Here is a 24,158-nt window from a genome sequence, read left to right as displayed (position 1 = left end):
TATTCCTTGTTAAACGAATAACGCTGATTTATTCATCATCATACTGAGGGCCGGCGTAGTTATCGAAGCGCGACCACTGGCCGTTAAAGGTAAGACGTACCGTGCCGATGGGGCCGTTACGCTGCTTACCGATAATGATTTCCGCGATGCCTTTCAGGTCGCTGTTTTCGTGATAAACCTCGTCACGGTAGATGAACATGATAAGGTCGGCGTCCTGTTCGATGGAGCCGGATTCACGCAGGTCCGAGTTGACCGGGCGCTTGTCGGCGCGCTGCTCCAGGGAGCGGTTTAGCTGCGACAGCGCTACCACCGGCACGTGCAGCTCTTTCGCCAGCGCCTTCAGGGAGCGGGAGATCTCCGCAATCTCCAGCGTACGGTTGTCCGACAGCGACGGCACGCGCATCAGCTGGAGGTAGTCGATCATGATAAGACCGATGCCGCCATGTTCCCGGGCGATACGGCGCGCGCGGGAGCGCACCTCCGTCGGCGTCAGGCCGGAAGAGTCATCGATATAGATGTTACGTTTTTCCAGCAGAATGCCCATGGTGCCGGAGATACGCGCCCAGTCTTCATCGTCGAGCTGGCCGGTACGGATGCGGGTCTGGTCGACGCGCGACAGCGACGCCAGAGAACGCATCATGATCTGCTCCGAGGGCATCTCCAGACTGAAAATCAGCACCGGTTTATCCTGCAACATCGCCGCGTTTTCGACGAGGTTCATCGCAAAAGTTGTCTTACCCATCGACGGACGCGCGGCGACGATAATCAGATCCGACGGCTGCAGCCCTGCGGTCTTTTTGTTGAGATCGTCATAGCCGGTATTTACGCCTGTGACCCCGTCGTGCGGCTGCTGGAACAGCTGCTCAATACGCGCCACGGTTGCGTCGAGCACGTCAGCGATATTTTTCGGACCTTCGTCTTTATTAGCGCGGCTTTCAGCGATTTTAAAGACGCGGGACTCCGCCAGATCGAGCAGATCTTCGCTGGTGCGACCCTGAGGATCGAAGCCCGCTTCGGCAATCTCGTTCGCGACCGAGATCATCTCGCGGACAACGGCGCGTTCGCGCACGATATCCGCATAGGCGCTTATGTTCGCCGCACTTGGCGTGTTTTTTGACAGCTCCGCCAGATAGGCGAACCCGCCGACGCTGTCCAGCTGTCCCTGCCGCTCCAGCGACTCCGCCAGCGTGATCAGGTCAATCGGGCTGCCCGACTCCTGCAGGCGTGCCATTTCGGTAAAGATATGGCGGTGTGGACGGGTGTAGAAATCGTCGGCAACGACGCGCTCGGCGACATCGTCCCAGCGCTCGTTGTCCAGCATTAAACCGCCCAACACCGACTGTTCCGCTTCAATCGAGTGCGGCGGGACCTTTAACCCGGCGACCTGCGGATCGCGATCGCGAGTTTCAGTCTGTTTGTTGAAGGGTTTATTTCCTGCCATAGTGAATGGAGTTACCGAGGTAAAGAATGGGTCGAAATTTTATCATATTTTGAATGACGACACTCGCTGATTAACTCTTTATGGAGGAAGCATGGCTTCACGCATCGAATTTAACAAGCATGGCGGCCCCGAGGTGTTACAGGCGGTGGAATTTACCCCCTCTGCCCCTGCCGATAACGAGATCCAGGTCGAGAACAAAGCGATTGGCATCAACTATATCGATACCTATATTCGCAGCGGGCTTTATCCCCCGCCGTCGATGCCAAGCGGCCTGGGAACGGAGGCGGCGGGCGTGGTGGTGAAGGTCGGACGCGATGTGACGCATATTAAAGAGGGCGACCGCGTGGTTTACGCTCAGTCGCCGCTGGGCGCCTACAGCACGGTTCACAATGTTCCCGCCGACAAAGCGGCCATCCTGCCGAACGCCATCTCTTTTGAGCAGGCGGCTGCCTCCTTTCTGAAGGGGTTAACCGTCTTTTATCTGCTGCGTAAAACCTATGAGGTTAAACCCGATGAGCAGTTCCTCTTTCATGCAGCCGCGGGCGGCGTGGGGCTGATCGCCTGCCAGTGGGCTAAAGCACTGGGAGCCAAGCTTATCGGTACCGTGGGGAGCGCGCAAAAAGCGCAGCGGGCGCTGCAGGCGGGTGCCTGGCAGGTGATTAACTACCGCGAAGAGAGCCTGGTGGAGCGCGTGAAAGAGATCACTAACGGCAAAAAGCTGCGTGTGGTCTATGACTCGGTGGGGAAAGATACCTGGGAGTCCTCGCTGGACTGCCTGCAGCGCCGCGGGCTGATGGTCAGCTTTGGCAACTCCTCCGGCGCGGTGACGGGTGTCAATCTGGGCATTCTCAACCAGAAGGGATCGTTATATGTGACGCGCCCTTCCCTGCAGGGTTATATCACTACCCGCGAGGAGCTGGAGGAGGCCAGCAACGAACTGTTCTCGCTTATCGCCAGCGGGGTTATCAAAGTCGAGGTGGCGCAGGAGCAGAAATATCCCCTGCATGAGGCGCAACGCGCGCATGAGGTGCTGGAGAGCCGGGCGACGCAGGGATCGAGCCTGCTGATTCCCTGACTCCAAAAAAGAAATTGGGCTTCCCACAGGAAGCCCTTTCTTTTTTTAGTTCGGCTGTATGTAGGGTACAGCACGATGAATGCTTTGTTGTCGGTAATAGTGACAGATCAGATAAGTAAATCCTATTCCGTTCTAAGCAAAGCGCCCGGAAAAGTTGCAGGTATGTGACGAACCCCTCAATACCTTAATAGCGAAAACGTTTATCACGCTGATACTGCGGGATTTTTGGCGATTTAATCGCCCGAATCGCCCACACAACGGCAACCGCCAGCAGCAGCCAGGGAAGCAACTTAAGGGTTAGCGCAAACAGCCCGCCGATAAACATCACCACGGTCGCCACAACCAGCGCTGCCAAGATCCCGAACAGCGAGACGCCGGTGACCAGCAGCATCATAAAAAATCCGATAATAAACAGTAGTTCCAGCATGGCTCTCTCCCGCAAAATGGTACTAACGAGATATTACAAGAAACGTGCCAGTTTTAACTTATTGATTGCAAAGCAAAACGCCCCGCATAAACAGGCGGGGCGTGGCGAATTTGACGAACTTTTAGCGAAAATCAGCGCTTGTCGGCGACCAGACGCAGGGCCTGCTCCAGCACCTCAATGTCCGCGCCCGCCTTGTGCGCGTTTTCACTCAGGTAACGACGCCACTGCCGCGCGCCGGGAATGCCCTGGAACAGCCCGAGCATATGCCGGGTAATGTGGCCCAGATAAGTGCCGTTAGTCAGTTCCCGTTCAATATAAGGGTACATGGCGCGGACCACGGCCACCGGATCGCTGTCCGGGCCTTGTGTTCCGAAGATTTCACGATCGACCGTCGTCAGAATCCCCGGATTTTGATACGCCTCGCGTCCCACCATCACCCCATCCATATGCTCCAGATGCGCTTTGGCCTCCTCCAGCGATTTAATGCCGCCGTTAATCGCCATTGTCAGATGGGGGAAGTCACGCTTGAGCTGATAAACGCGCGGATAATCCAGCGGCGGGATCTCGCGATTCTCCTTAGGGCTAAGGCCGGAGAGCCAGGCCTTGCGAGCGTGGATAATAAACATCTCGCACTCGCCTTTGCCGGAGACGGTCTCGATAAAGTCGCAGAGGAAGGCGTAGCTGTCCTGATCGTCGATACCGATGCGGGTTTTCACCGTGACCGGAATAGAAACCACATCGCGCATCGCTTTGATGCAGTCCGCCACCAGCGCCGCGTTACCCATCAGGCAGGCGCCAAACATGCCGTTTTGTACGCGGTCAGAGGGGCAACCCACGTTAAGGTTGATTTCGTCATAGCCGCGCGCCTCGGCAAGCTTCGCGCACTGCGCCAGCGCCGCCGGATCGCTGCCGCCGAGCTGGAGTGCAACCGGATGCTCCTCGTCGCTGTAGGCCAGATAGTCGCCTTTGCCGTGAATAATCGCCCCGGTGGTCACCATCTCGGTATAGAGCAGCGTATGGCGGGAGAGCAGGCGCAGGAAGTAGCGGCAGTGTCTGTCCGTCCAGTCGAGCATCGGCGCGATGGAGAAACGGTGTGCGGGATATACGGTCTGAGATTCTGACGACATGGCGAACTTTTAAGCATCCGGTGAAAAGGGGCGCTACTATAGCACACCCCTTTCAGGCAGATATAGCCTCGGGCGGGTCACCCGTAGGCTTCTGGCAGGCATATTATTTGCGCAATATTTAAAAAGCCACGCTAAGCTGCGCGCCCGCACCCCAGGTTTCATCCTCGCCGTAGAGCCCCATCAGATCCACATGAACCGTGTTAAACGGTGCAAAACCGAGACCGCCGGTAAAGACGTTGCTGTCGTTACCTTTCATATCGGCGCGATAACCGGCGCGCACCGCCAGCCAGCTCAGCGGCGTGACCTCCGCCCCGATACCTGCGTACTGGGAATCATCTTCGCTCTTGAAGCCTTTGGTTTCGGTCAGATCGCCGTCAGCGCTCAGGGTCATCAGATCGTTATGCCAGGCTACGCCTGCGGTCACCAGCGGGCGGATCTGATAGGTATCTTTGTAACTCACCTCTTCTTTGGTGTAGCCGTTGTAGATACGGATATCTTTGGTATCGATATCGCGCGACATCAGGTTCTGACCGCTGAGGCCCACCGTCCAGTTTTCGCCAAAGTCGGCGGCGATACCGGCATCCACGTTAAAGCCGGTGTCGTCGTTACGATAGCGGCTACTGTTCCAGTCGCTGCTGTCGTAATCGTAAATGGAGGTGGTGTAGTTGTAGAGCCAGGTTTTTTGCAGCTTCGGCGTAACGCCGATCGAGACCGGCACTTCGCCAATCTGGAACTGACGGGCCACGGCGATACCGTAGTCAGAGACAATGGCCGCTTTGCCCGAGGCGACAGAGTTCAGGTTCTGGGTGATCTCCCCGGAGCCACCCACCGCCGCCTTGAGCGCCTCCACATAAACCGGACTGGTGGGATTGTTCAGGCTACTGCGCTGAATACCGCGCAGGTAGTCGATATCATGCGGATCGATAGAGGTGCTGACGCGGCCATGCGCGTACCCTTTAGCGACAAACGCGACGGAGAGGATCTGGTTAGGAATAGCGACAGCCAAGCCCGCTCCGGCGCTGGCGCGCGCGGTTTTTCCGCGCAGATACTCCAGCTCGTCAGCAAGCTCGCCCGCCGCCCCCTGAAACTGGGTCAGGGTTCCGCGCGGATCAAGCAGAATATCGGTCAGGGTGAGATTATCAATGACATCATCGTAATGATCGATGCGATCGTTAATATGATCGATCTCGTCCTGAAGATTATCTTTATCGGAAATTTGCGCGCCGACGGCAGGTAAAATAACCGTCACATCATCGTCGGGTGTGGATTTCGCTAACAGCGCCGGGTTAATTAATACCCCGCTGCCGTAGTTAGCCGATGCCACGCCCGTCCCACCCATAGCGTCATTACGCGCTTCTGACCAGGTATTGGCTGCCCCCGCCTGACTTGCCACAAAAAAAGAGACAGCAATGCTTACCACCGAAAATTGGAATTGTTTTTTCACAGGATGCTCGTCTTATTATCAGTTAATAAATCCCCCGATTGTTATCGCCTGAACGGGGGTGAACTATTGCTGTGAATAAGAGTTAAAAGACCCGTTATTTCCTTAGGTAAAATCTCCTGCAGGCCTGTTGTTATCTTTTACGGCCCTCACTATTTATAGAAGAGGTTATTATTTTCGCCCAGGTTTTCCGTTATGCGGTCCGAAAAATTGCGGCGGGTGGTCGACCCAGCGGTCCTGACGCGTGGCGGCATAGTCGGGATTGAGCGGGTAGTAGATGCGGTTATGTTTCTTGTTTGATTCGCCTGCCACCAGCAACCTTACCTCTTCCTGCGTATTGTTGATAAAGGTATGGCAGACGCCGGTGCCGGCCGGAAAACCGACGCTATCGCCTGGCTCCAGCTTCCAGAGATAGCCGTTGATCCACACTTCGGGGTAGCCCTCCAGGACATAGATAAACTCCTCCTCATCACTCTCCGCATGGGGGAAAGAGGTACGGCGGCCCGGCGGCAAACGCTCGTGATGGATACCTATACGCCTGAGGCCCAGCGTGCGGGCCAGCGGCGCGCCAATCGAGAAATGCTCTTCGCTACCGGGATAGCCAGGGGTATCGGCGCCCTCGACGTCGCGCCAGTGCTGAATGCAATCGGGTCTTTTCATTCGATTTTTTCCTGAGGGAGATGGCTCAGGTATAGCACACCGCGGCGGATCTCGGCGTTTTACCGGAAATATGGTAAAGTGAGCGGATATTATTACGACCATCCGGGGGCTATTATGGATAAGACCACAACGCAGGAGCTGCTGTCGCAAGCTGAACAGCTCTGTGCGCAACGCAATGTGCGCCTGACTCCGCAGCGCCTGGAGGTATTGCGCCTGATGAGCCTTCAGCAGGGTGCCATCAGCGCGTACGATCTGCTCGACCTGCTGCGGGAAAGCGAACCGCAGGCAAAACCCCCCACCGTATACCGTGCTTTAGACTTTCTGCTTGAGCAGGGATTTGTGCATAAGGTGGAGTCAACCAACAGCTACGTGCTGTGCCATCTCTTTGACCAGCCGACGCATACCTCTGCCATGTTTATTTGCGATCGCTGCGGGGCGGTGAAAGAGGAAGGTGCGGAAGGGGTGGAAGATATTATGCACGCGCTGGCGGCCAGAATGGGCTTTGCGGTGCGTCATAACGTTATTGAAGCGCATGGTCTCTGTGCGGCCTGTGCGGAGATCGAAGCCTGCCGTCATCAGGGTGAGTGCCAGCACGACCATAGCATCCAGATGAAGAAAAAGCCGCGCTAAAAACAGCTCGGGCGGCTTAGCGCCGCCCTGCTACAAGTACATCCCTGTTCCTGCAAGTCAGATCCCATTACCAGCGGTAATCGTTGCGGGTTTCCCAGTCAGTCACTTCTTTTTCAGCCTGATCTTTCTGGTAGCCGTAACGTTCCTGGATTTTACCGACTAGCTGGTCGCGTTTCCCTTCGATGATGGTCATATCATCGTCGGTCAGCTTACCCCACTGCTCTTTCGCTTTACCTTTAAACTGTTTCCAGTTACCGCCCATTTCGTCTTTATTCATCATCATGTCCTCGTCGTTAAGCGTAAAGTTCATATCGTCCGTTACGTTCATTTCCTCTGGACTTGATAATGATTATAGTAGGGGGTTCTGGGTACGAAGTTTTATTCAGAATCTTTTACCGTTTCGGATAGCGAAGCCGCTACGAAAACCAGGTGCCGTTACGCCAGTGTCGGCGCCAGATAAACGCCAATGAGACTCCCCGCAGGGCCAGAAAAACGGTAAGCGCCAGCCAGAGGCCATGGTTACCCAACCAGGGAAGCGTCAGCAACGTCAGGCCAAAACCGGCCGCCGCCACCGCCATGCTGTTACGCATCTCCGCTCCACGCGTCGCGCCGATAAACATACCATCCAGCAGATAGCACCACACTCCCACTACCGGCAGCACCATCTGCCAGACGACGTAGTGGCGCGCCAGTTCACGAAGCGACGGCAGCGAGGTGAGAAGCGCCACAATCTGGTTACCAAACAGAGCGTAGACCATGGCAAAGGCCAGCGCGACCAGCCCCGCCTGACGACAGGCGGCGCGCCACACCTCCTCCAGTTGACCCGGCCGCCGGGCGCCGTAGGCCTGCCCGGAGTGCGCCTCTACCGCGTAGGCAAAACCGTCCAGCGCGTAGGCGGTAAAAGTGAGAAGCGTCATCAGCACCGCGTTCACCGCCACAATCTCCGGCCCCAGCCGGGCGCCAAAGACGGTCAGCGCGCCGAAGCAGAGCTGTAGCAGCAGGGAGCGCAGCATAATGTCGCGGTTAAGCGCCAGCAGCCTGCGCACGCTGCCGCGCCAGGCGCCCTTTAGCATCACAAGCGTGATGCCGCGCATCGCCAGTACGCGTTTAACCATCCACAGACCAATAAAAAACGTGCCATATTCCGCCACGGCGGTCGCAAGAGCCGCGCCCTGCACGTTCATTCGCAGGCCGATCACCAGCCACAGATCGAGCACGATATTCATGAGGTTGCCCACCACCAGCAGGATCACCGGCGCGCGGGCATACTGTACGCCCAGCAGCCACCCCAGCAGAACAAGGTTGGCCAGCGAGGCCGGAGCACTGAGCCAGCGGATCTCTAAAAAGCGCCGCGCCTGCTCCAGCACCGCGTCGCTGCCGCCCACGATGTGCAGCGCCAGTTCAATCAACGGTGTACGCAGCAGCACGATCAGCAGGCCTGCCCCTAGCGCCAGAATGAGCGGCTGCACCAGCGCCCGCGCCAGACGCTGCGGATCTTTTGCGCCAAACGCCTGCGCCGTGAGGCCGGTGGTGCTCATGCGTAAAAAGAGCAGCAGCATAAAGAGAAAGCTGGTAGCGGTGGCGCCAATCGCCACGCCGCCGAGATAGACCGGGGAGTCAAGATGACCAATCACTGCGGTATCCACCAGCCCCAGCAGCGGAACGGTGATATTGGAGACGATCATCGGAAGCGCAAGACGCCACAACGCCTTGTCTGAGGAAGTTAACAAAGCCACGGGAAGCTACCGGAGGAGAAGCCGTCAGGCTGCGACAGCGCCGCAGCCCGTCAGGAAAAGTTATTGCCAGTCACCGTTGCGGATAACGCCAACCGCCAGCCCTTCAATAGAGAAACTCTGGGCGCGCAGGTCGACCACAATCGGAGAAAATTCGCTATTTTCAGGCAGAAGCTGCACGGTATTGCCCTGTTTTTTCAGGCGTTTGACCGTCACTTCATCATCGATGCGCGCCACCACCACCTGGCCGTTGTGCACATCCTGGGTTTTATGAACAGCCAGCAGATCGCCATCCAGAATACCGATATCCTTCATAGACATTCCGCTGACGCGCAGCAGGAAATCCGCGCTCGGCTTGAACATCGCCGGATCGACCTGATAGTGGCCTTCGATATGCTGCTGCGCCAGCAGCGGTTCACCGGCGGCAACGCGGCCAATCAGCGGCAACCCGTCCTCTTCTTCAACCAGCAGACGAATACCGCGGGAAGCGCCCGAAACGATCTCAATCACGCCCTTACGCGCCAGCGCTTTGAGGTGTTCTTCAGCGGCATTGGGCGAACGGAAACCCAGACGCTGCGCGATTTCCGCACGCGTTGGCGGCATACCCGTCTGGCCGATATGATCCCGAATGAGATCAAACACCTCTTGCTGCCTGGTCGTTAACGCTTTCATTCCGCCCCCTGGGTGTATATACAGTTATGCTGTGAGTATATACAGCTAAAGGCGAATTTGGAACCACAAAGTGCACAAAAAACCAGGGGCTTACTGATTTCTCGAGGCTCATCGGAAATGTGACCAAAGCAGCGTGACCCAGGTGATGAGAGCGATAATAATCGCCAGCAGAACGGCAGCGGAGCCCATATCCTTGGCGCGGCCCGACAGCTCGTGAAATTCGGGGCCGATGCGGTCCACCACCGCTTCGATAGCGCTATTGATAATTTCCACTATCATCACCAACAGCACCGAACCGATGAGCAGAATGCGGGTAATCGCATCGACATCCAGAAAACAGGCGATAATCACCGCCACGATAGCGGCAACCCCTTCCTGACGAAAAGCCGCTTCATTGATCCAGGCGGCGCGAAATCCTTTCCAGGAATAGCCAGCGGCTTTGATAATACGGGTTAAACCAGTGGTATTGTTGGCCATTAAAAGAACCTTTTTATGAAATAATCGTCAATAACTATTGCTATCAGAGGGTTAAGATCTGCCTCAAGTATGATGGGTAACAACGGAAATTTAGTGCGCTTTCTGTTATCCTTGCGCCGCATTTGCATTATTAACCAGAGGCTTTACATCGTTTATGTCCGGCTGGCCACGAATTTACTACAAGTTACTTAATTTACCATTAAGCGTCCTGGTAAAAAGTAAGTCTATCCCGGCGGAACCTGCGCTGGAATTAGGGCTCGATACCTCGCGCCCGATTATGTACGTTTTGCCTTATAACTCAAAGGCAGACCTGCTGACGCTTCGCGCCCAGTGTCTGGCGCACGACCTGCCCGATCCGCTTGAACCGCTGATTATCGACGGCACGGAGCTGCCGCGCTACGTCTTTATTCATGGCGGTCCGCGCGTGTTCACCTATTACACGCCGAAAGAAGAGTCCATCAAGCTGTTCCACGACTACCTGGATTTGCACCGCAGCAATCCGGCGCTGGATGTGCAGATGGTGCCGGTCTCCGTGATGTTTGGCCGTCGTCCGGGCCGCGAAAAAGGCGAAGAGAATCCGCCGCTGCGCATGCTGAACGGCATTCAAAAATTCTTTGCCGTTTCATGGCTGGGACGCGACAGCTTTGTCCGCTTCTCGCCCTCCGTCTCTCTGCGCCGCATGGCGGATGAGCACGGCACTGATAAAATTATCGCCCAGAAGCTGGCACGCGTCGCGCGGATGCATTTCGCCCGCCAGCGGCTGGCCGCCGTTGGGCCGCGTCTGCCGGCGCGTCAGGATCTCTTTAATAAGCTGCTGGCGTCAAAAGCGATCGCCCGCGCCGTAGAAGATGAGGCGCGCAGCAAGAAGATCTCTCACGAGAAAGCGCAGCAGAACGCCATCGCTCTGATGGAAGAGATTGCGGCCAACTTCTCCTACGAGATGATCCGCCTGACCGACCGTATTCTGGGCTTTACCTGGAACCGTCTCTATCAGGGGATTAACGTTCATAACGCCGAGCGCGTGCGTCAGCTGGCGCATGATGGCCACGAGATTGTCTATGTGCCCTGCCATCGCAGCCACATGGACTATCTGCTGCTTTCGTATGTGCTTTATCACCAGGGGCTGGTGCCGCCGCATATCGCCGCAGGCATCAACCTGAACTTCTGGCCAGCCGGCCCGATTTTCCGCCGTCTGGGGGCGTTTTTTATCCGCCGTACCTTTAAGGGTAACAAGCTCTACTCAACGGTATTCCGTGAATATCTGGGCGAGCTGTTCAGCCGCGGCTATTCGGTGGAGTACTTCGTTGAGGGGGGGCGCTCCCGTACCGGCCGCCTGCTCGATCCTAAAACAGGCACCCTGTCGATGACCATTCAGGCGATGCTGCGCGGCGGCACGCGTCCTATCACCCTGGTGCCGATCTACATCGGCTATGAGCATGTGATGGAAGTGGGCACGTACGCCAAAGAGCTGCGCGGCGCGACCAAAGAGAAAGAGAGCCTGCCGCAAATGTTACGCGGCCTGAGCAAGCTGCGTAACCTCGGCCAGGGGTACGTGAACTTCGGTGAGCCGATGCCGCTGATGGGCTGGCTGAACCAGCATGTGCCGGACTGGCGCGAATCTATCGATCCTATCGAAGCGGTGCGTCCGGCCTGGCTGACGCCGACGGTGAATGGCATCGCCGCTGAACTGATGGTGCGTATCAACAATGCGGGCGCGGCCAACGCCATGAACCTTTGCTGTACGGCACTGCTCGCCTCACGTCAACGTTCGCTGACCCGGGAGCAGCTGACCGAGCAGCTGGAGTGTTATCTGGCCATCATGCGCAACGTGCCTTACGCCAGCGACGCCACGGTGCCGAACGCCTCTGCCAGCGAGCTGATTGACCATGCGCTGCAGATGAACAAGTTCGAAGTCGAGAAGGATACCATCGGCGATATCATCATTCTGCCGCGCGAGCAGGCGGTGCTGATGACCTACTACCGCAACAACATCACCCATATGCTGATGTTGCCGTCGCTGATGGCGGCGATCGTGACGCAGCATCGCGCGATCACCCGTGAGGCGCTGTTGCAGCACGTCGAAGCGATTTACCCCATGCTCAAGGCGGAGCTGTTCCTGCGCTGGAGCACGGAGGAGCTGGCGCTGGAGCTGGATAAGCTGACGGAAGAGATGGCGCGTCAGGGGCTGATTAGCGTGAAAGAGACGGAGCTGCGGATTAACCCGGCTCGTTCCCGCACGCTGCAGCTGCTGGCAGCCGGCGCGCGTGAAACGCTGCAGCGCTACGCCATTACCTTCTGGCTGCTGAGCGCGAATCCCTCCATCAACCGCGGTACGCTGGAGAAAGAGAGCCGCACGCTGGCGCAACGTCTCTCGGTGCTGCACGGCATTAACGCCCCGGAATTTTTCGACAAGGCGGTATTCAGCTCGCTGGTGCTGACGCTGCGTGACGAAGGATTTATCAGCGATACGGGCGATGCGGAGCCTGAAGAGACGATGAAGATCTATCAGATGCTGGCGGAGCTGATCACCCCGGATGTGCGCTTAACAATAGAGAGCGCGACTCAGGGGGAGTAACCGTATAAAGCCGGGTGGCGGCTTCGCCTTACCCGGCCTGAAACGGCACTACCTGTAGGCCCGGTAAGCGTTAGCGCCACCGGGCTTTTTTGCAGGCACTGCGGCCCAACGCAGTAAAAAGCCGGGTGGCGGCTTCGCCTTACCCGGCCTGCAACAACACTATCTGTAGGCCCGGTAAGCGCAGCGCCACCGGGCTTTTTTCAGGCACTGTGGTCCAAAACAGCAAAAAGCCGGGTGGCGGCTTCGCCTTACCCGGCCTGAAACGACACTACCTGTAGGCCCGGTAAGCGCAGCGCCACCGGGCTTTTTTCAGGCACTGTGGCCCAACGCAGCAAAAAGCCGGGTGGCGGCTTCGCCTTACCCGGCCTGCAACGACACTACCTGTAGGCCCGGTAAGCGTTAGCGCCACCGGGCTTTTTTCATGAAAAATAACTCATTGCCAGCCCTAAAAAGAGCACCAGCCCAACGTAGTTATTGTTCATAAACGCTTTAAAGCAGGCGTCACGCTCGCGCTTCGCAATCAGCTTCTGCTGGTAGGCAAACAGCAGCCCGGCGATTAACACTGACCAGTAAAACTCCCAGTTCAGCCCGTTCAGGCGACCGATCGCCACCATCAGCGCCAGTACCGCCACCTGACAGAGGCCGATAATCAGCTTGTCCTGACGGCCAAAGAGAATCGCCGTCGACTTAATGCCGATTTTCAGGTCATCGTCACGATCGACCATCGCGTACTGTGTATCGTAAGCCACAGCCCAGAGAATATTGGCGAGAAACATCAGCCAGCAGCTCAGGGGGACCGACTCGCTCACCGCCGCGAACGCCATCGGGATCGACCAGCCGAACGCCGCCCCCAGCACCACCTGCGGCAGGTGGGTATAGCGCTTCATAAACGGGTAGACCCACGCCAGCGCCAGCGCCGCCACGGAGAGCAGGATGGTCATGGTGTTCAGGGTTAAGACCAGTAAAAAAGAGAGCAGAACCAGCACGATAAACAGCGTGCGCGCCTCCTTCCCGGAGACCTGGCCGCTCGGCAGCGGACGGTTAGCCGTACGCTTGACGTGTCCGTCAAATTTACGATCGGCGTAATCGTTGATCACGCAACCCGCGGCGCGCATCAGCCAGACGCCTGCGATAAAGACCGCAAGGATCCACAGCGGCGGCACGCCTGGCGTCGCCACCCATAGCGCCCACAGCGTAGGCCACAGCAGCAGCAGCGCGCCAATCGGTTTGTCGGTTCTCATCAGACGATGAAAAGCCAGCAGCTTGTTCTGCGTCAGACTCCACTCCATTATCCTTCCTCCTGGTACAACGGCGACGCAGGCAAAAACAGCTCCGTCAGTATCAACGGCTTACCGCTTAGCCGGAGGCGGGAACGACGCCCCCACAGCTCTGCCTCGTAACCAATCTCAATAAAATCCCTTGTCAGTTCCGACGATGTAAAAAGATAGCGCCCCAGCGGGGTTTTGCCCAGATTTTGCAGCGCCAGTTCAGGGCCGTTGAGGGTGGAGTCTGGCACCACGGTTCGTCCGGCCAGCCACGGCTCGCCGTCAGCGCAAAGCAGGATCTCCCGCAGCCAGTAACGTTCGTCGTGCGGCAGGAGCATGCGCTCGTCCGCCACCTCATCCGGGCCGACAAAACCTTCACGAATCAGCGTCACTGTTACCGTTTTGCCCTGCTGTTCAAAACGTTTCGTCATGGAATCTTCGAGCAGTAGCCAGTCGAGCTGCCCAGGGTCAAGCGCGGGAACTTCATCCAGATAGCGCAGCGCACGCAATCGCGTGAGCGCAGGGTGTGACATGCCAGCATCTCCAGTACATAACGTAGCGCTATTGTATCGCAGAAAAGACAATTCAGGGGGTGTAAACGTTATTTAGCGATCAGTATCGCAACAGGTATGCAACAGATCGTCAGGCACGAAAAAAAGTGCGCCCGTTAAGGCGCACTAAGCTACTGACAAAATCAGCACTGTGGGGAAACCGTCACCCCTTGCCTTTTACACTGCTGATAAAGGTGGAACGGGCAGTGGTCGAACCTAAACGCTCGGCTTCGTCGAGCAGTTTTAGCGCTTTGTCCACGTCACCGCTCTTAACCGCTTGCCTGATGGCGTTGTTGAAATAGGTTTCCGTGTCGTTCAGTACCGGCTCGGCTTTTTTGGCTGGCGCAGCGGTAGCGGCAGGGGCGGCAGCAACCGGCGCGGCGGTATAGGTGGTTGCCGGCGCAGCGGTGTTACCCACGGTGACCGGGCCCGGGCCGGATGAGCCGAACAGCGGTCCTACCAGCACGCTGGAGCTGCTGTTGGTTTTCACCTTCAGCTTCAGCAGACCGTCGGTGGTGTGACGCGCGATTGGGTCGGGAATATCGGGAATGGCGTTACCTACCCCTTTTGCATAGGCTTTTGCCGGATCGAGCAGGGTTGTCGTCTGCTGCAGATCTTTATCGGTGGTGAAAACCAGGACATAGAGTTTCTGCTGCCCGAGCGCTGGCGTCAGACGCATCACCCCTTCCAGGCGATCAGCACTCATCACGCCCGGCTCCTGGTAGGTAAAGTAGCTGCTGGGGAAATAGGCGGACGGCGTCATATTCTGATCAAGAATCAGCACGTTCGGCGCAAAGACGCTGGTCTGTTTGTTCACTTCGCTGGATAAGGTCAGGGTCAGCTCACCGATGTTTGCCGGTACGCTGTAGGCAGCCACCGGCCCGGTAATGCCTGCAACATTAAGCTGCTGGCCGCCGGTCGAAAGCTGGGTGCTCTGAGTTTTGGACTGATCCACCGGCGTCCAGGTCAACTGCTGCAGGGCTGCGGTCGGGATAGCCGGCGCCGCACTGGTGTTCTGCGGCACATAGTTGACATCAGCGAGCGTAACAGCAGGCGCACAGGCCAGCAGACCCGCTGACAGGTACAGCGCGACGAGACTTTTTTTCATTTTCATTGTTATCACCTCAGAAAGCGTGAGCACTGCGGTGGCCAGGCAATAGCGCGCAGTACCTCAGGAATTGAGGGGCTTTCGCCCCTCAAGATTACATCGTCAGATCAGGATGCGATTACCACCAGATTTCCATCTGGGCGCCGAAGGAGAACTCATCGTCATCGCCGCGGCTGGTAGAGAATCGACCGTTACCGGTGGAGTCAGAGATCGCGTAACGGGTGGCATCGCCATTACCGTTTTTCGCGTAGCCCCATTTCTCATCCCACTTCGCGTAGGTTGCGAAGATACGGATTGCCGGACGAGACCAGATACTGTCGCCAGCCTGCCACTGTTGCGCCAGGGTGATTTTGTACTGGCTGTTGTGATCGCCAGTTTCCTGGGATTTAACGTTGTCGTAGCCCACTTCCAGCAGGGTGCTCATGATTGGCGTCCATTTGTACATCGGGCGCACACCCACGGTCCACCAGTCAGTTCCCTGGTTATCATCCATGTCGAGTTTCTGGTACATACCGACATACATCAGGTCCCACTTGTCGGTCAGGGTGATTGCACCGTGGTCCAGAATGCGCCAGAGGCTGCCGTTGTTGTTAATTACATCGTTGGCGTAGTTAGTGGTCGTGCCATCAGGATTCGTGATGGTGAAGCTGGAAGAACCATAGGAACCCTGGCTCAGACCTTTACCCTGCGTGGTCATAGAGTCCATCGCATACTGCAGCACAAACTTGTTGTAGCCTTTCAGCATGCTCTGGGTATGTTCAGCGGTGAACATCCAGCCATCTTTCGACGCACCGTCGGCAAGATCGTAGCCGTCGGTCGTGTTCGCGCGGCCATAATCCACACCCAGTTCCAGCACGCCGTCCGGGTTAGTTTCCAGGCCAGCTAAACGCACGTCAAATACGTCGTTCGCGGTATCTTTGGTACGGTCATAGATGTTCTGGCTGCTGAAGGCATAAGAACCACCCGCTTCCTGAGAGCGAGTCGCTGCCAGAGAGAGTTTACCGAAGCCCAGATCGATGTTTTCGATACCTGCACCAGGACCTGAAATATCCCAGTAGTAGAAGTCGATCATGTGGACGTCATGACGCTGATAGAAGCGCTTACCGGCCCAGATGGTGGAACCCGGCAGCCATTCAATCAGGTTTTTACCCTGCACGTTTGCTTCACGGAATGCCGGGTCGGTACCTTCCCAGTCATTCTGCTGCGCCACGGAGTACGCTACGTTGGTGTCGAAGTAGAAGCTCTTATCACCTTCTTTCCACACTTCCTGACCCAGCTTCAGCTCAGCATAGGTTTCACATTCGTTACCAAGACGGTACTTACTTTGAGCACCGGTCGCCTGGAAACACTGTTGTTCGCCGCCACTACCCGTCCAGCCAATCCCCGAACGAGCATACCCATGAAAATCCACGGCCAGCGCCTGAGCAGACATTACGCCTGCTGCGACGGCAACTGCCAGAGGAAGTTTGCGCAGAGTTATCATTATTCTATCTCCTGAGATCATTGCTTTTCTTTAAACACGTCACCCGTTGGGTTTGGTGCTTTTTATTGGGAATGCTTAAACGCCCGGCTCTACATGCAGTCGACGGCAGGCGGTACCATCTTCACGGAACAGATGGCAACGCTCCGGCGGCAGGCCAATAGCGAATGTGGCACCCTCTTCTACCAACACCACGTCATTCTGGCGGTAGACCAGGTTCTGACGGATGGCGGGGATCTGGATATGGATCTGTGTTTCGTGACCAAGTTGTTCGACGACCTGAACCTCGCCTTCCAGGGTCACATCGGCGATGTGGCTCGGCAGAAGATGCTCAGGACGAATACCCAGGGACATATTTGCCCCGACCTGTACGTTGGCGCTGTCCACCGGCAGCCAGATCTGCTGACGGTTAGGCAGCTCCACCTGTACCTGTTCGATTGCCGTGGCCGTGACCTTCACCGGCAGGAAGTTCATCTTCGGCGAGCCGATAAAGCCCGCCACAAAACGGTCCGCCGGATAGTGGTAAAGCTCCAGCGGCTTGCCCACCTGCGCCACACGGCCCGCATCCAGCACCACAATCTTGTCGGCCAGCGTCATCGCTTCCACCTGATCGTGGGTGACGTAAATCATCGTGCGGCCCAGACGCTTGTGCAGACGGGAAATTTCGATACGCATCTGCACGCGCAGGGCGGCGTCCAGGTTTGAGAGCGGCTCATCGAGCAGAAAAACGGTCGGCTCGGCGACCAGCGTACGACCAATCGCCACGCGCTGACGCTGACCGCCGGAGAGCGCCTTCGGCTTGCGATCCAGCAGGTGCGCGAGCTGTAGCACTTCCGCCACCTGCGTCACACGCTGGTTGATCGTCTCTTTTTTCGCCCCGGCCAGCTTCAGACCAAAGGACATGTTTTCGGCAACAGAGAGATGGGGATAGAGTGCATAGGACTGGAATACCATCCCGACGCCGCGCTCGGCGGGCGGAATGTCGTTCATGCGGTTCTCTCCGATAAAGAGGTCTCCGCTGGTGATAGTTTCAAGTCCGGCAATCATACGCAGCAGCGTTGACTTCCCGCAGCCAGACGGACCGACAAACACCACAAACTCCCCTTCGTGGATGTTCAGGTTGATATCTTTCGACACCACCACGTCGCCCCAGGCTTTCGTTACATTCCGCAGCTGTACGCTCGCCATGCCCCACTCCCTTCGTTACAACCTGTCATCGACAGACACATTCATGATGGGCCTGACTATGCGTTATTCATTACTTATGTGAATCCTCCACCCCCCAGCTTTTTTATGGGGGAGGAGGCGGGAGGATGAGAGGGCTGGCTCTGCCACCCGCAGGGCGGGGCTTTGGTGAAATTCGTGAAGCCGCCTGCAAAATTCAGCTCGTTTTTATGTGCGCCAGGACGCATAACTCAAATTTATGTAACGAAGATCACATAACGAAGCGGTGGGGCGTAGGCCCGGGGAGGATGGAAAGAGGATGTCAAATAAGGAGACTGAGTCACGTTGAACCACTGAAGTCATACTACGAGCACATCACCAAAAGGATGGCAGATATGAAGATCAAGACTGGCGCACGCGTTTTCGCATTGTCCGCCCTTGCAGCAATGATGATTTCCGCACCGGCTCTGGCCAAAATTGAAGAAGGTAAGCTGGTTATCTGGATTAACGGCGACAAAGGCTATAACGGCCTGGCCGAAGTGGGTAAAAAATTCGAGAAAGATACCGGCATCAAAGTGACCGTTGAACACCCGGACAAGCTGGAAGAGAAATTCCCGCAGGTTGCGGCAACCGGTGATGGCCCGGACATCATCTTCTGGGCGCACGACCGTTTTGGCGGTTACGCTCAGTCTGGCCTGCTGGCCGAAGTCTCCCCGGATAAAGCGTTCCAGGACAAGCTCTACCCGTTCACCTGGGATGCCGTGCGCTACAACGGCAAGCTGATCGCCTATCCGATCGCGGTCGAAGCGCTCTCCCTGATTTATAACAAAGATCTGGTACCGAACCCGCCGAAAACCTGGGAAGAGATCCCGGCTCTGGATAAAGAGCTGAAGGCGAAAGGTAAGAGTGCGCTGATGTTCAACCTTCAGGAACCGTACTTCACCTGGCCGCTGATTGCCGCCGACGGCGGTTACGCGTTCAAATTTGAAAACGGCAAATATGACGTGAAGGATGTGGGCGTGGACAACGCGGGCGCGAAAGCGGGCCTGACCTTCCTGGTTGACCTCATCAAGAACAAACAGATGAATGCCGATACCGATTACTCCATCGCGGAAGCGGCGTTTAACAAGGGCGAAACCGCCATGACCATCAACGGTCCGTGGGCGTGGTCCAACATCGACAAGAGCAAAATCAACTACGGCGTCACGCTGCTGCCTACCTTCAAAGGCAAGCCGTCTAAACCGTTTGTTGGCGTGCTGAGCGCAGGCATCAACGCCGCCAGCCCGAACAAAGAGCTGGCGAAAGAGTTCCTGGAAAACTACCTGCTGACCGATCAGGGTCTGGCAGAAGTGAACAAGGACAAACCGCTGGGCGCTGTCGCGCTGAAATCCTATCAGGATCAGTTAGCGAAAGACCCGCGCATTGCCGCCACCATGGATAACGCCCAGAAGGGTGAAATCATGCCAAACATCCCGCAGATGTCAGCATTCTGGTACGCCACCCGCACCGCCGTTATTAACGCGGCCAGCGGCCGTCAGACCGTCGATGCTGCGCTGAAAGATGCTCAGGGTCGTATTACCAAGTAATGTAGTTTTGAACGTGCCGGATGGCGGCATAAATGCCTTATCCGCCCTACAGAGGATGTAGGCCGGATAAGCGCAGCGCCATCAGGCACGCTTACCAACACGTTTTTAAAGTTGTTGAGGAAGAACCCCATGGATGTCATTAAAAAGAAACACTGGTGGCAAAGCGACGTGCTGAAATGGTCAGCGATTGGTCTGCTCAGTCTGCTGGTGGGTTACCTTGTTGTTTTAATGTACGTACAAGGGGAGTACCTGTTTGCCATCATGACGCTGATTTTAAGCTCTGTTGGCCTCTATATTTTTGCCAATCGTAAAGCTTACGCCTGGCGCTACGTTTACCCCGGTCTCGCCGGGATGGGGCTGTTCGTTCTCTTCCCGCTGATTTGTACCATCGCTATCGCCTTTACTAACTACAGCAGTACCAACCAGCTCGCTCAGGAGCGCGCCCGGGAAGTACTGATGGATCGTACCTATCAGGCTGGCAAAATCTTTAACTTTGGTCTCTATCCCTCAGGCGATCAATGGAAGTTAGCACTTACCGACAGCGAGAGCGGTAAAAACTATCTTTCCGAGCCCTTTAAGTTTGGCGGCGAACAAAAGCTGACGCTGAAAGAGGCCGACGCCTTACCGGAAGGCGAGCGCGCCAGCCTGCGCGTGATTACGCAGAACCGCCAGGCGCTGACCCAGCTTAGCGCCATCCTGCCGGATGAGAGCAAGGTGATCATGAGTTCCCTGCGCCAGTTCTCCGGCACGCGCCCGCTCTATACGCTTGCCGATGACGGCACGCTCACCAACAACCAGAGCGGCGTAAAATATCGCCCGAATAACGATATCGGCTTCTATCAGGCTATCGACGCCAACGGCAACTGGGGCGATGAGAAATTAAGCCCGGGCTATACCGTCACTATCGGCTGGGATAACTTTACCCGCGTCTTTACCGACGAAGGCATTCAGAAACCGTTCTTCGCCATCTTCGTCTGGACGGTGGTCTTCTCGGTGCTGACCGTGCTGCTGACCGTGGCGGTGGGCATGGTGCTGGCCTGTCTGGTGCAGTGGGAATCCCTTAAAGGCAAGGCAATCTATCGCGTGCTGCTGATTCTGCCCTACGCGGTGCCGTCGTTTATTTCGATTCTGATTTTCAAAGGGCTCTTCAACCAGAGCTTCGGTGAGATCAACATGATGCTGAGCACGCTGTTCGGCGTCAAACCAGCCTGGTTCAGCGACCCGACCACTGCCCGTTCGATGATTATCATCGTCAACACCTGGCTCGGTTACCCCTACATGATGATTCTCTGCATGGGGCTGCTGAAGGCGATCCCGGACGATCTCTATGAAGCCTCAGCGATGGACGGCGCCGGCCCGTTCCAGAACTTCTTTAAAATCACGCTGCCGCTGCTCATTAAGCCGCTGACGCCGCTGATGATCGCCAGCTTCGCCTTTAACTTTAATAACTTCGTGCTGATTCAGCTGTTGACCAACGGTGGACCGGACCGTCTCGGCACGACCACGCCGGCGGGCTATACCGACCTGCTGGTGAGCTACACCTACCGCATCGCCTTTGAGGGCGGCGGCGGCCAGGACTTCGGTCTGGCGGCGGCAATTGCCACGCTGATCTTCCTGCTGGTAGGGGCGCTGGCGATTGTGAACCTTAAAGCCACGCGCATGAAGTTTGATTAAGGGAGAAAACGACAATGGCTATGGTCCAACCGAAATCTCAAAAGCTGCGCCTGCTGGCGACGCACTTAGGTCTGCTGATTTTTATCGCGGCCATTATGTTCCCGCTGCTGATGGTGATCGCCATCTCCCTGCGTGAAGGTAACTTTGCTACCGGGAGCCTGATCCCGGAAAAAATCTCCTGGGAGCACTGGCGGCTGGCGCTGGGCTTTAGCGTGGAACACGCTGATGGCCGCGTCACGCCGCCCCCCTTCCCGGTTCTGCTCTGGCTGTGGAACTCTATTAAGATTGCGGGCATCACCGCGATTGGCATCGTGGCGCTCTCCACCACCTGCGCCTACGCCTTTGCCCGTATGCGTTTCCCCGGCAAAGCGACGCTGCTGAAAGGGATGTTGATTTTCCAGATGTTCCCGGCGGTACTCTCACTGGTAGCGTTATATGCCCTGTTCGATCGCCTCGGCCAGTACCTTCCGTTTATCGGTCTGAATACCCACGGCGGGGTAATCTTCGCCTACCTGGGCGGGATTGCGCTGCACGTCTGGACGATTAAAGGCTACTTTGAAACCATCGACGGCTCGCTGGAAGAGGCTGCCGCGCTGGATGGCGCCACCCCATGGCAGGCCTTCCGTCTGGTGCTGCTGCCCCTGTCGGTCCCGATTCTGGCGGTGGTCTTTATCCTGTCGTTTATCGCGGCCATTACCGAAGTGCCGGTTGCCTCGCTGCTGCTGCGTGATGTGAATAGCTATACGCTGGCGGTCGGGATGCAGCAGTACCTTAACCCGCAGAACTACCTGTGGGGGGACTTTGCCGCCGCGGCGGTGCTCTCCGCCATTCCGATTACCGTGGTGTTCCTGCTGGCCCAGCGCTGGCTGGTCAACGGCCTGACGGCGGGCGGTGTGAAAGGTTAAGTTTTATCGTTATATGCCACTACTATCCTCACTTGTATTGATCCTTTACTGTGACTGTTGTTTGGCGCTCTCCGGAGCGCCATTTTTTTATTCGCGCTTCAGTCTTTTGGAGTTGCACAGCCAGAGAGTAATCACCAGCAGCAGGATCGCGGCGGAGTAGATCAACACGTCGATGGGTGATTTATGATCGACAATAATCAAACGCACAATGGCGGTGATGCCGATATAGACAAAATAGCGCAGCGGGAAGTGAAAACCTGACTGAAAATATTTCACAATCAGGGCGATAAATTCAAAGTAGAGAAAGTAAACCACCAGCCCTTCCACCAGCTCATATTTGCTGGTTTGCTCAGGGGAGAAGAGAACATCTGCCAGATGCAGCGTCTCTTTGCCGAGGAAAACCACCAGGATCAGACCCAGGCTTAACAAGCCAAGGTTAAGCACCGTCTGGAGAAGGATAGCGATAAATTCAGCGCGTGGGCGAGACAATGACAGCATAGCAGCACCTCCGGGTTCGCGAGCGATGATTCTGTATAACGCAAAAATGTGACGGAGATCTACTTTATTTGTATGACAGAGACAGCTATTTTCACTCAGGAGAAAATTATTCTTTATAAAAGCGTGTGATCGCGATAACTAAATCCCTTTTTATGTTCAAAATTTTATTAAATATTTATTTGAAAATCAATGGATTAACTAATAATTCCCACCGAATAAACAATTTATTAAAAAGAGAACTTTTTTCTAAAAAGACGCATAATTAGCATGCTAATAGAGTAAGATTTTTCTGATTACTTGCCGTAAATTACCGCTTCAGGACATCTTTAATCTGGAAGCGTGAATCATGAGTCAACAAAATACCCCGATTTTCATTCAGTGGTTAAAAAAAGAGGTCGCTCCGGCACTGGGTTGCACCGAACCCGTTGCGATCGCTTTTACGGCTGCCTATGCCGCCCGTAATCTGCAAACGCCTTGTGAAAAAATCGAAGGCTTTATCTCCGCTAACCTCTATAAAAACGCGATGGGCGTAACCATCCCGGGCACGACGGTTTCCGGCGTGAATCTCGCGGCGGCCATCGGCGCGTTTGGCGGTAACCCGGACAAAGGATTGCAGACGCTGGAAGGGATCACCCCGCACCACGTGGAACTGGCAGAAGCATTAACCGCTGCCGGTAAGGTGAACATTGACGTTCAGGACACGCCGGACTTTATCCACCTGGATCTGACCCTCTCTGCAGGCAACGACACCTGCCGCGTCGTCGTGAAGGGTACGCACACTAACGTTGTTGAATGCTATCTGAACGGTGAAAAACAGGCGCTGGCGCAGACGCAAAACAGTGCGGAAAAAACCGAAGCGCTGCCGACCTTCAGCCTGCAGGAAGCGTATGATTTTGTTAATACCGTTCCGGTCGAAGAGATTGCCTTTATTCTGGAAGCGGCGCGTCTGAACTCCGCGCTTTCTGAAGAGGGCAAAGCCAAAAAATATGGTCTGAACATCAGCGGCACTTTCACTGATGCAGTCCAGAACGGGCTGATGAGCAATGACCTGTTAAGCAATGTGATTATCGACACCGTTGCCGCTTCCGATGCCCGCATGGGCGGTGCACCAGTGGTTGCGATGTCTAACTTTGGTTCTGGTAACCAGGGCATTGCCGCCACCATGCCGGTTGTGACCGTGGCAAAACATCTCAACGTCGATGAGGAGACGCTGGCTCGCGCGCTCGCCCTTTCTCACCTGACCGCGATCTCCATCCACTCGCGTTACACCCGTCTCTCGGCGCTGTGTGCCGCCTCTACCGCGGCGATGGGCGCAGCGGCCGGTATGGCCTGGCTGTTCACCCGTAATATCGACACCATCAACACCGCCATTATCAATATGGTGAGCGATGTGACCGGCATGATTTGCGATGGGGCGTCTAACAGCTGCGCCATGAAGGTCTCTTCCGTGGTCTCCAGCGCCTTTAAGTCCGTGCTGATGGCGATGCAGAACCGCTGCGCCAGCGCGAACGACGGGATTGTCTGCGGCGACGTAGAGCAAACCATTAATAACCTGTGCCGTCTGGTTATTAAGCCGATGACCTATACCGATAAAGAAATTATTAGCATTATGGTCGCCAAATAATTTCTGCCTGTTATGTAACTTTTTATTGAGCTGATAAACATCAGC

The 24,158-nt window shown here is 56.1% G+C and carries 22 protein-coding genes; 7 read left to right on the top strand and 15 right to left on the bottom strand.

What is annotated here, in order from left to right:
* Positions 1–28: 28 nt before the first annotated feature.
* A complete protein-coding gene (gene dnaB / locus BN3796_RS02565; protein ID WP_061706867.1) occupies positions 29–1,441 on the bottom strand; it encodes a replicative DNA helicase in 1,413 nt (470 codons plus the stop codon).
* Positions 1,442–1,532: 91 nt separating this feature from the next.
* Here dnaB and BN3796_RS02560 point away from each other — a divergent pair, with 91 nt between their 5' ends.
* Positions 1,533–2,516: a quinone oxidoreductase gene (locus BN3796_RS02560; RefSeq protein ID WP_061706866.1), complete on the top strand. Its 984-nt coding sequence runs from the start codon at positions 1,533–1,535 to the stop codon at positions 2,514–2,516.
* Positions 2,517–2,700: 184 nt separating this feature from the next.
* On the opposite strand, the gene pspG is transcribed toward BN3796_RS02560, so the two are convergent.
* The 4 genes from pspG to BN3796_RS02540 all read right to left on the bottom strand — a co-directional run bounded on the left by pspG (position 2,701) and on the right by BN3796_RS02540 (position 6,171).
* On the bottom strand, positions 2,701–2,943 hold the full coding sequence (gene pspG / locus BN3796_RS02555) for an envelope stress response protein PspG (protein ID WP_061706865.1): 243 nt from the start codon (positions 2,941–2,943) through the stop codon (positions 2,701–2,703).
* Positions 2,944–3,074: 131 nt separating this feature from the next.
* On the bottom strand, positions 3,075–4,070 hold the full coding sequence (gene dusA / locus BN3796_RS02550) for a tRNA dihydrouridine(20/20a) synthase DusA (RefSeq protein ID WP_061706864.1): 996 nt from the start codon (positions 4,068–4,070) through the stop codon (positions 3,075–3,077).
* Positions 4,071–4,188: 118 nt separating this feature from the next.
* Positions 4,189–5,514: a conjugal transfer protein TraF gene (gene traF, locus BN3796_RS02545; RefSeq protein WP_061706863.1), complete on the bottom strand. Its 1,326-nt coding sequence runs from the start codon at positions 5,512–5,514 to the stop codon at positions 4,189–4,191.
* A 168-nt stretch (positions 5,515–5,682) separates the two neighbouring features.
* Positions 5,683–6,171, bottom strand: coding sequence for a cupin domain-containing protein (locus BN3796_RS02540; RefSeq protein WP_061706862.1), 489 nt, complete (start codon positions 6,169–6,171; stop codon positions 5,683–5,685).
* A gap of 114 nt (positions 6,172–6,285) precedes the next feature.
* Here BN3796_RS02540 and zur point away from each other — a divergent pair, with 114 nt between their 5' ends.
* Positions 6,286–6,801, top strand: coding sequence for a zinc uptake transcriptional repressor Zur (zur, locus tag BN3796_RS02535; RefSeq protein ID WP_061706861.1), 516 nt, complete (start codon positions 6,286–6,288; stop codon positions 6,799–6,801).
* 67 nt (positions 6,802–6,868) lie between these two features.
* On the opposite strand, the gene BN3796_RS02530 is transcribed toward zur, so the two are convergent.
* From BN3796_RS02530 to BN3796_RS02515, 4 genes are all read right to left on the bottom strand, one after another.
* Positions 6,869–7,078: a CsbD family protein gene (locus BN3796_RS02530; RefSeq protein WP_061707537.1), complete on the bottom strand. Its 210-nt coding sequence runs from the start codon at positions 7,076–7,078 to the stop codon at positions 6,869–6,871.
* A gap of 139 nt (positions 7,079–7,217) precedes the next feature.
* On the bottom strand, positions 7,218–8,537 hold the full coding sequence (gene dinF / locus BN3796_RS02525) for an MATE family efflux transporter DinF (RefSeq protein ID WP_073885053.1): 1,320 nt from the start codon (positions 8,535–8,537) through the stop codon (positions 7,218–7,220).
* 60 nt (positions 8,538–8,597) lie between these two features.
* Positions 8,598–9,206, bottom strand: a complete 609-nt coding sequence (gene lexA / locus BN3796_RS02520) for a transcriptional repressor LexA (RefSeq protein WP_061706859.1) — start codon at positions 9,204–9,206, stop codon at positions 8,598–8,600.
* 108 nt (positions 9,207–9,314) lie between these two features.
* The gene (locus tag BN3796_RS02515; protein WP_061706858.1) at positions 9,315–9,683 is read right to left on the bottom strand and encodes a diacylglycerol kinase; all 369 of its coding nucleotides are present in this window, start codon (positions 9,681–9,683) and stop codon (positions 9,315–9,317) included.
* A gap of 154 nt (positions 9,684–9,837) precedes the next feature.
* On the opposite strand from BN3796_RS02515, the gene plsB reads away from it, so the two are divergent.
* Positions 9,838–12,258 (top strand): glycerol-3-phosphate 1-O-acyltransferase PlsB, encoded by a 2,421-nt coding sequence (plsB, locus tag BN3796_RS02510; protein ID WP_061706857.1) that lies wholly within the window; start codon positions 9,838–9,840, stop codon positions 12,256–12,258.
* Positions 12,259–12,677: 419 nt separating this feature from the next.
* On the opposite strand, the gene ubiA is transcribed toward plsB, so the two are convergent.
* From ubiA to malK, 5 genes are all read right to left on the bottom strand, one after another.
* Positions 12,678–13,547 carry a 4-hydroxybenzoate octaprenyltransferase gene (ubiA, locus tag BN3796_RS02505; RefSeq protein ID WP_061706856.1) on the bottom strand — a complete coding sequence of 290 codons (870 nt, stop codon included), beginning with the start codon at positions 13,545–13,547 and terminating at the stop codon, positions 12,678–12,680.
* Complete coding sequence (gene ubiC, locus BN3796_RS02500) at positions 13,547–14,056, bottom strand: chorismate lyase (RefSeq protein ID WP_061706855.1); 510 nt, start codon at positions 14,054–14,056, stop codon at positions 13,547–13,549. Before ubiC ends, ubiA begins: the two co-directional genes overlap by 1 nt.
* Positions 14,057–14,237: 181 nt before the next feature.
* Positions 14,238–15,188 carry a maltose operon protein MalM gene (malM, locus tag BN3796_RS02495; protein ID WP_061706854.1) on the bottom strand — a complete coding sequence of 317 codons (951 nt, stop codon included), beginning with the start codon at positions 15,186–15,188 and terminating at the stop codon, positions 14,238–14,240.
* A gap of 112 nt (positions 15,189–15,300) precedes the next feature.
* A complete protein-coding gene (locus BN3796_RS02490; RefSeq protein ID WP_061707536.1) occupies positions 15,301–16,668 on the bottom strand; it encodes a maltoporin in 1,368 nt (455 codons plus the stop codon).
* Between the two features lie 72 nt (positions 16,669–16,740).
* The gene (gene malK / locus BN3796_RS02485) at positions 16,741–17,850 is read right to left on the bottom strand and encodes a maltose/maltodextrin ABC transporter ATP-binding protein MalK (RefSeq protein ID WP_061706853.1); all 1,110 of its coding nucleotides are present in this window, start codon (positions 17,848–17,850) and stop codon (positions 16,741–16,743) included.
* 371 nt (positions 17,851–18,221) lie between these two features.
* Between malK and malE the strand changes: the two genes are divergently transcribed.
* The 3 genes from malE to malG all read left to right on the top strand — a co-directional run bounded on the left by malE (position 18,222) and on the right by malG (position 21,991).
* Entirely contained in the window at positions 18,222–19,412 is a 1,191-nt protein-coding gene (gene malE, locus BN3796_RS02480; protein WP_061706852.1) for a maltose/maltodextrin ABC transporter substrate-binding protein MalE, read from the top strand.
* Between the two features lie 129 nt (positions 19,413–19,541).
* Positions 19,542–21,086 (top strand): maltose ABC transporter permease MalF, encoded by a 1,545-nt coding sequence (gene malF / locus BN3796_RS02475; protein ID WP_061706851.1) that lies wholly within the window; start codon positions 19,542–19,544, stop codon positions 21,084–21,086.
* A 14-nt stretch (positions 21,087–21,100) separates the two neighbouring features.
* Positions 21,101–21,991 (top strand): maltose ABC transporter permease MalG, encoded by an 891-nt coding sequence (malG, locus tag BN3796_RS02470; RefSeq protein WP_061706850.1) that lies wholly within the window; start codon positions 21,101–21,103, stop codon positions 21,989–21,991.
* Positions 21,992–22,078: 87 nt separating this feature from the next.
* Here malG and psiE read toward each other — a convergent pair whose 3' ends face one another.
* A complete protein-coding gene (gene psiE, locus BN3796_RS02465) occupies positions 22,079–22,489 on the bottom strand; it encodes a phosphate-starvation-inducible protein PsiE (RefSeq protein ID WP_061706849.1) in 411 nt (136 codons plus the stop codon).
* Between the two features lie 346 nt (positions 22,490–22,835).
* Between psiE and BN3796_RS02460 the strand changes: the two genes are divergently transcribed.
* The gene (locus BN3796_RS02460) at positions 22,836–24,113 is read left to right on the top strand and encodes an L-cysteine desulfidase family protein (RefSeq protein WP_061706848.1); all 1,278 of its coding nucleotides are present in this window, start codon (positions 22,836–22,838) and stop codon (positions 24,111–24,113) included.
* Positions 24,114–24,158: the final 45 nt, after the last annotated feature.

This window comes from Pseudenterobacter timonensis (genome assembly GCF_900021175.1).
Lineage (GTDB): Bacteria > Pseudomonadota > Gammaproteobacteria > Enterobacterales > Enterobacteriaceae > Enterobacter > Enterobacter timonensis.
Note: the sequence above shows the minus strand (reverse complement) of the source record. Positions and strands in the feature narration are given on the sequence as shown.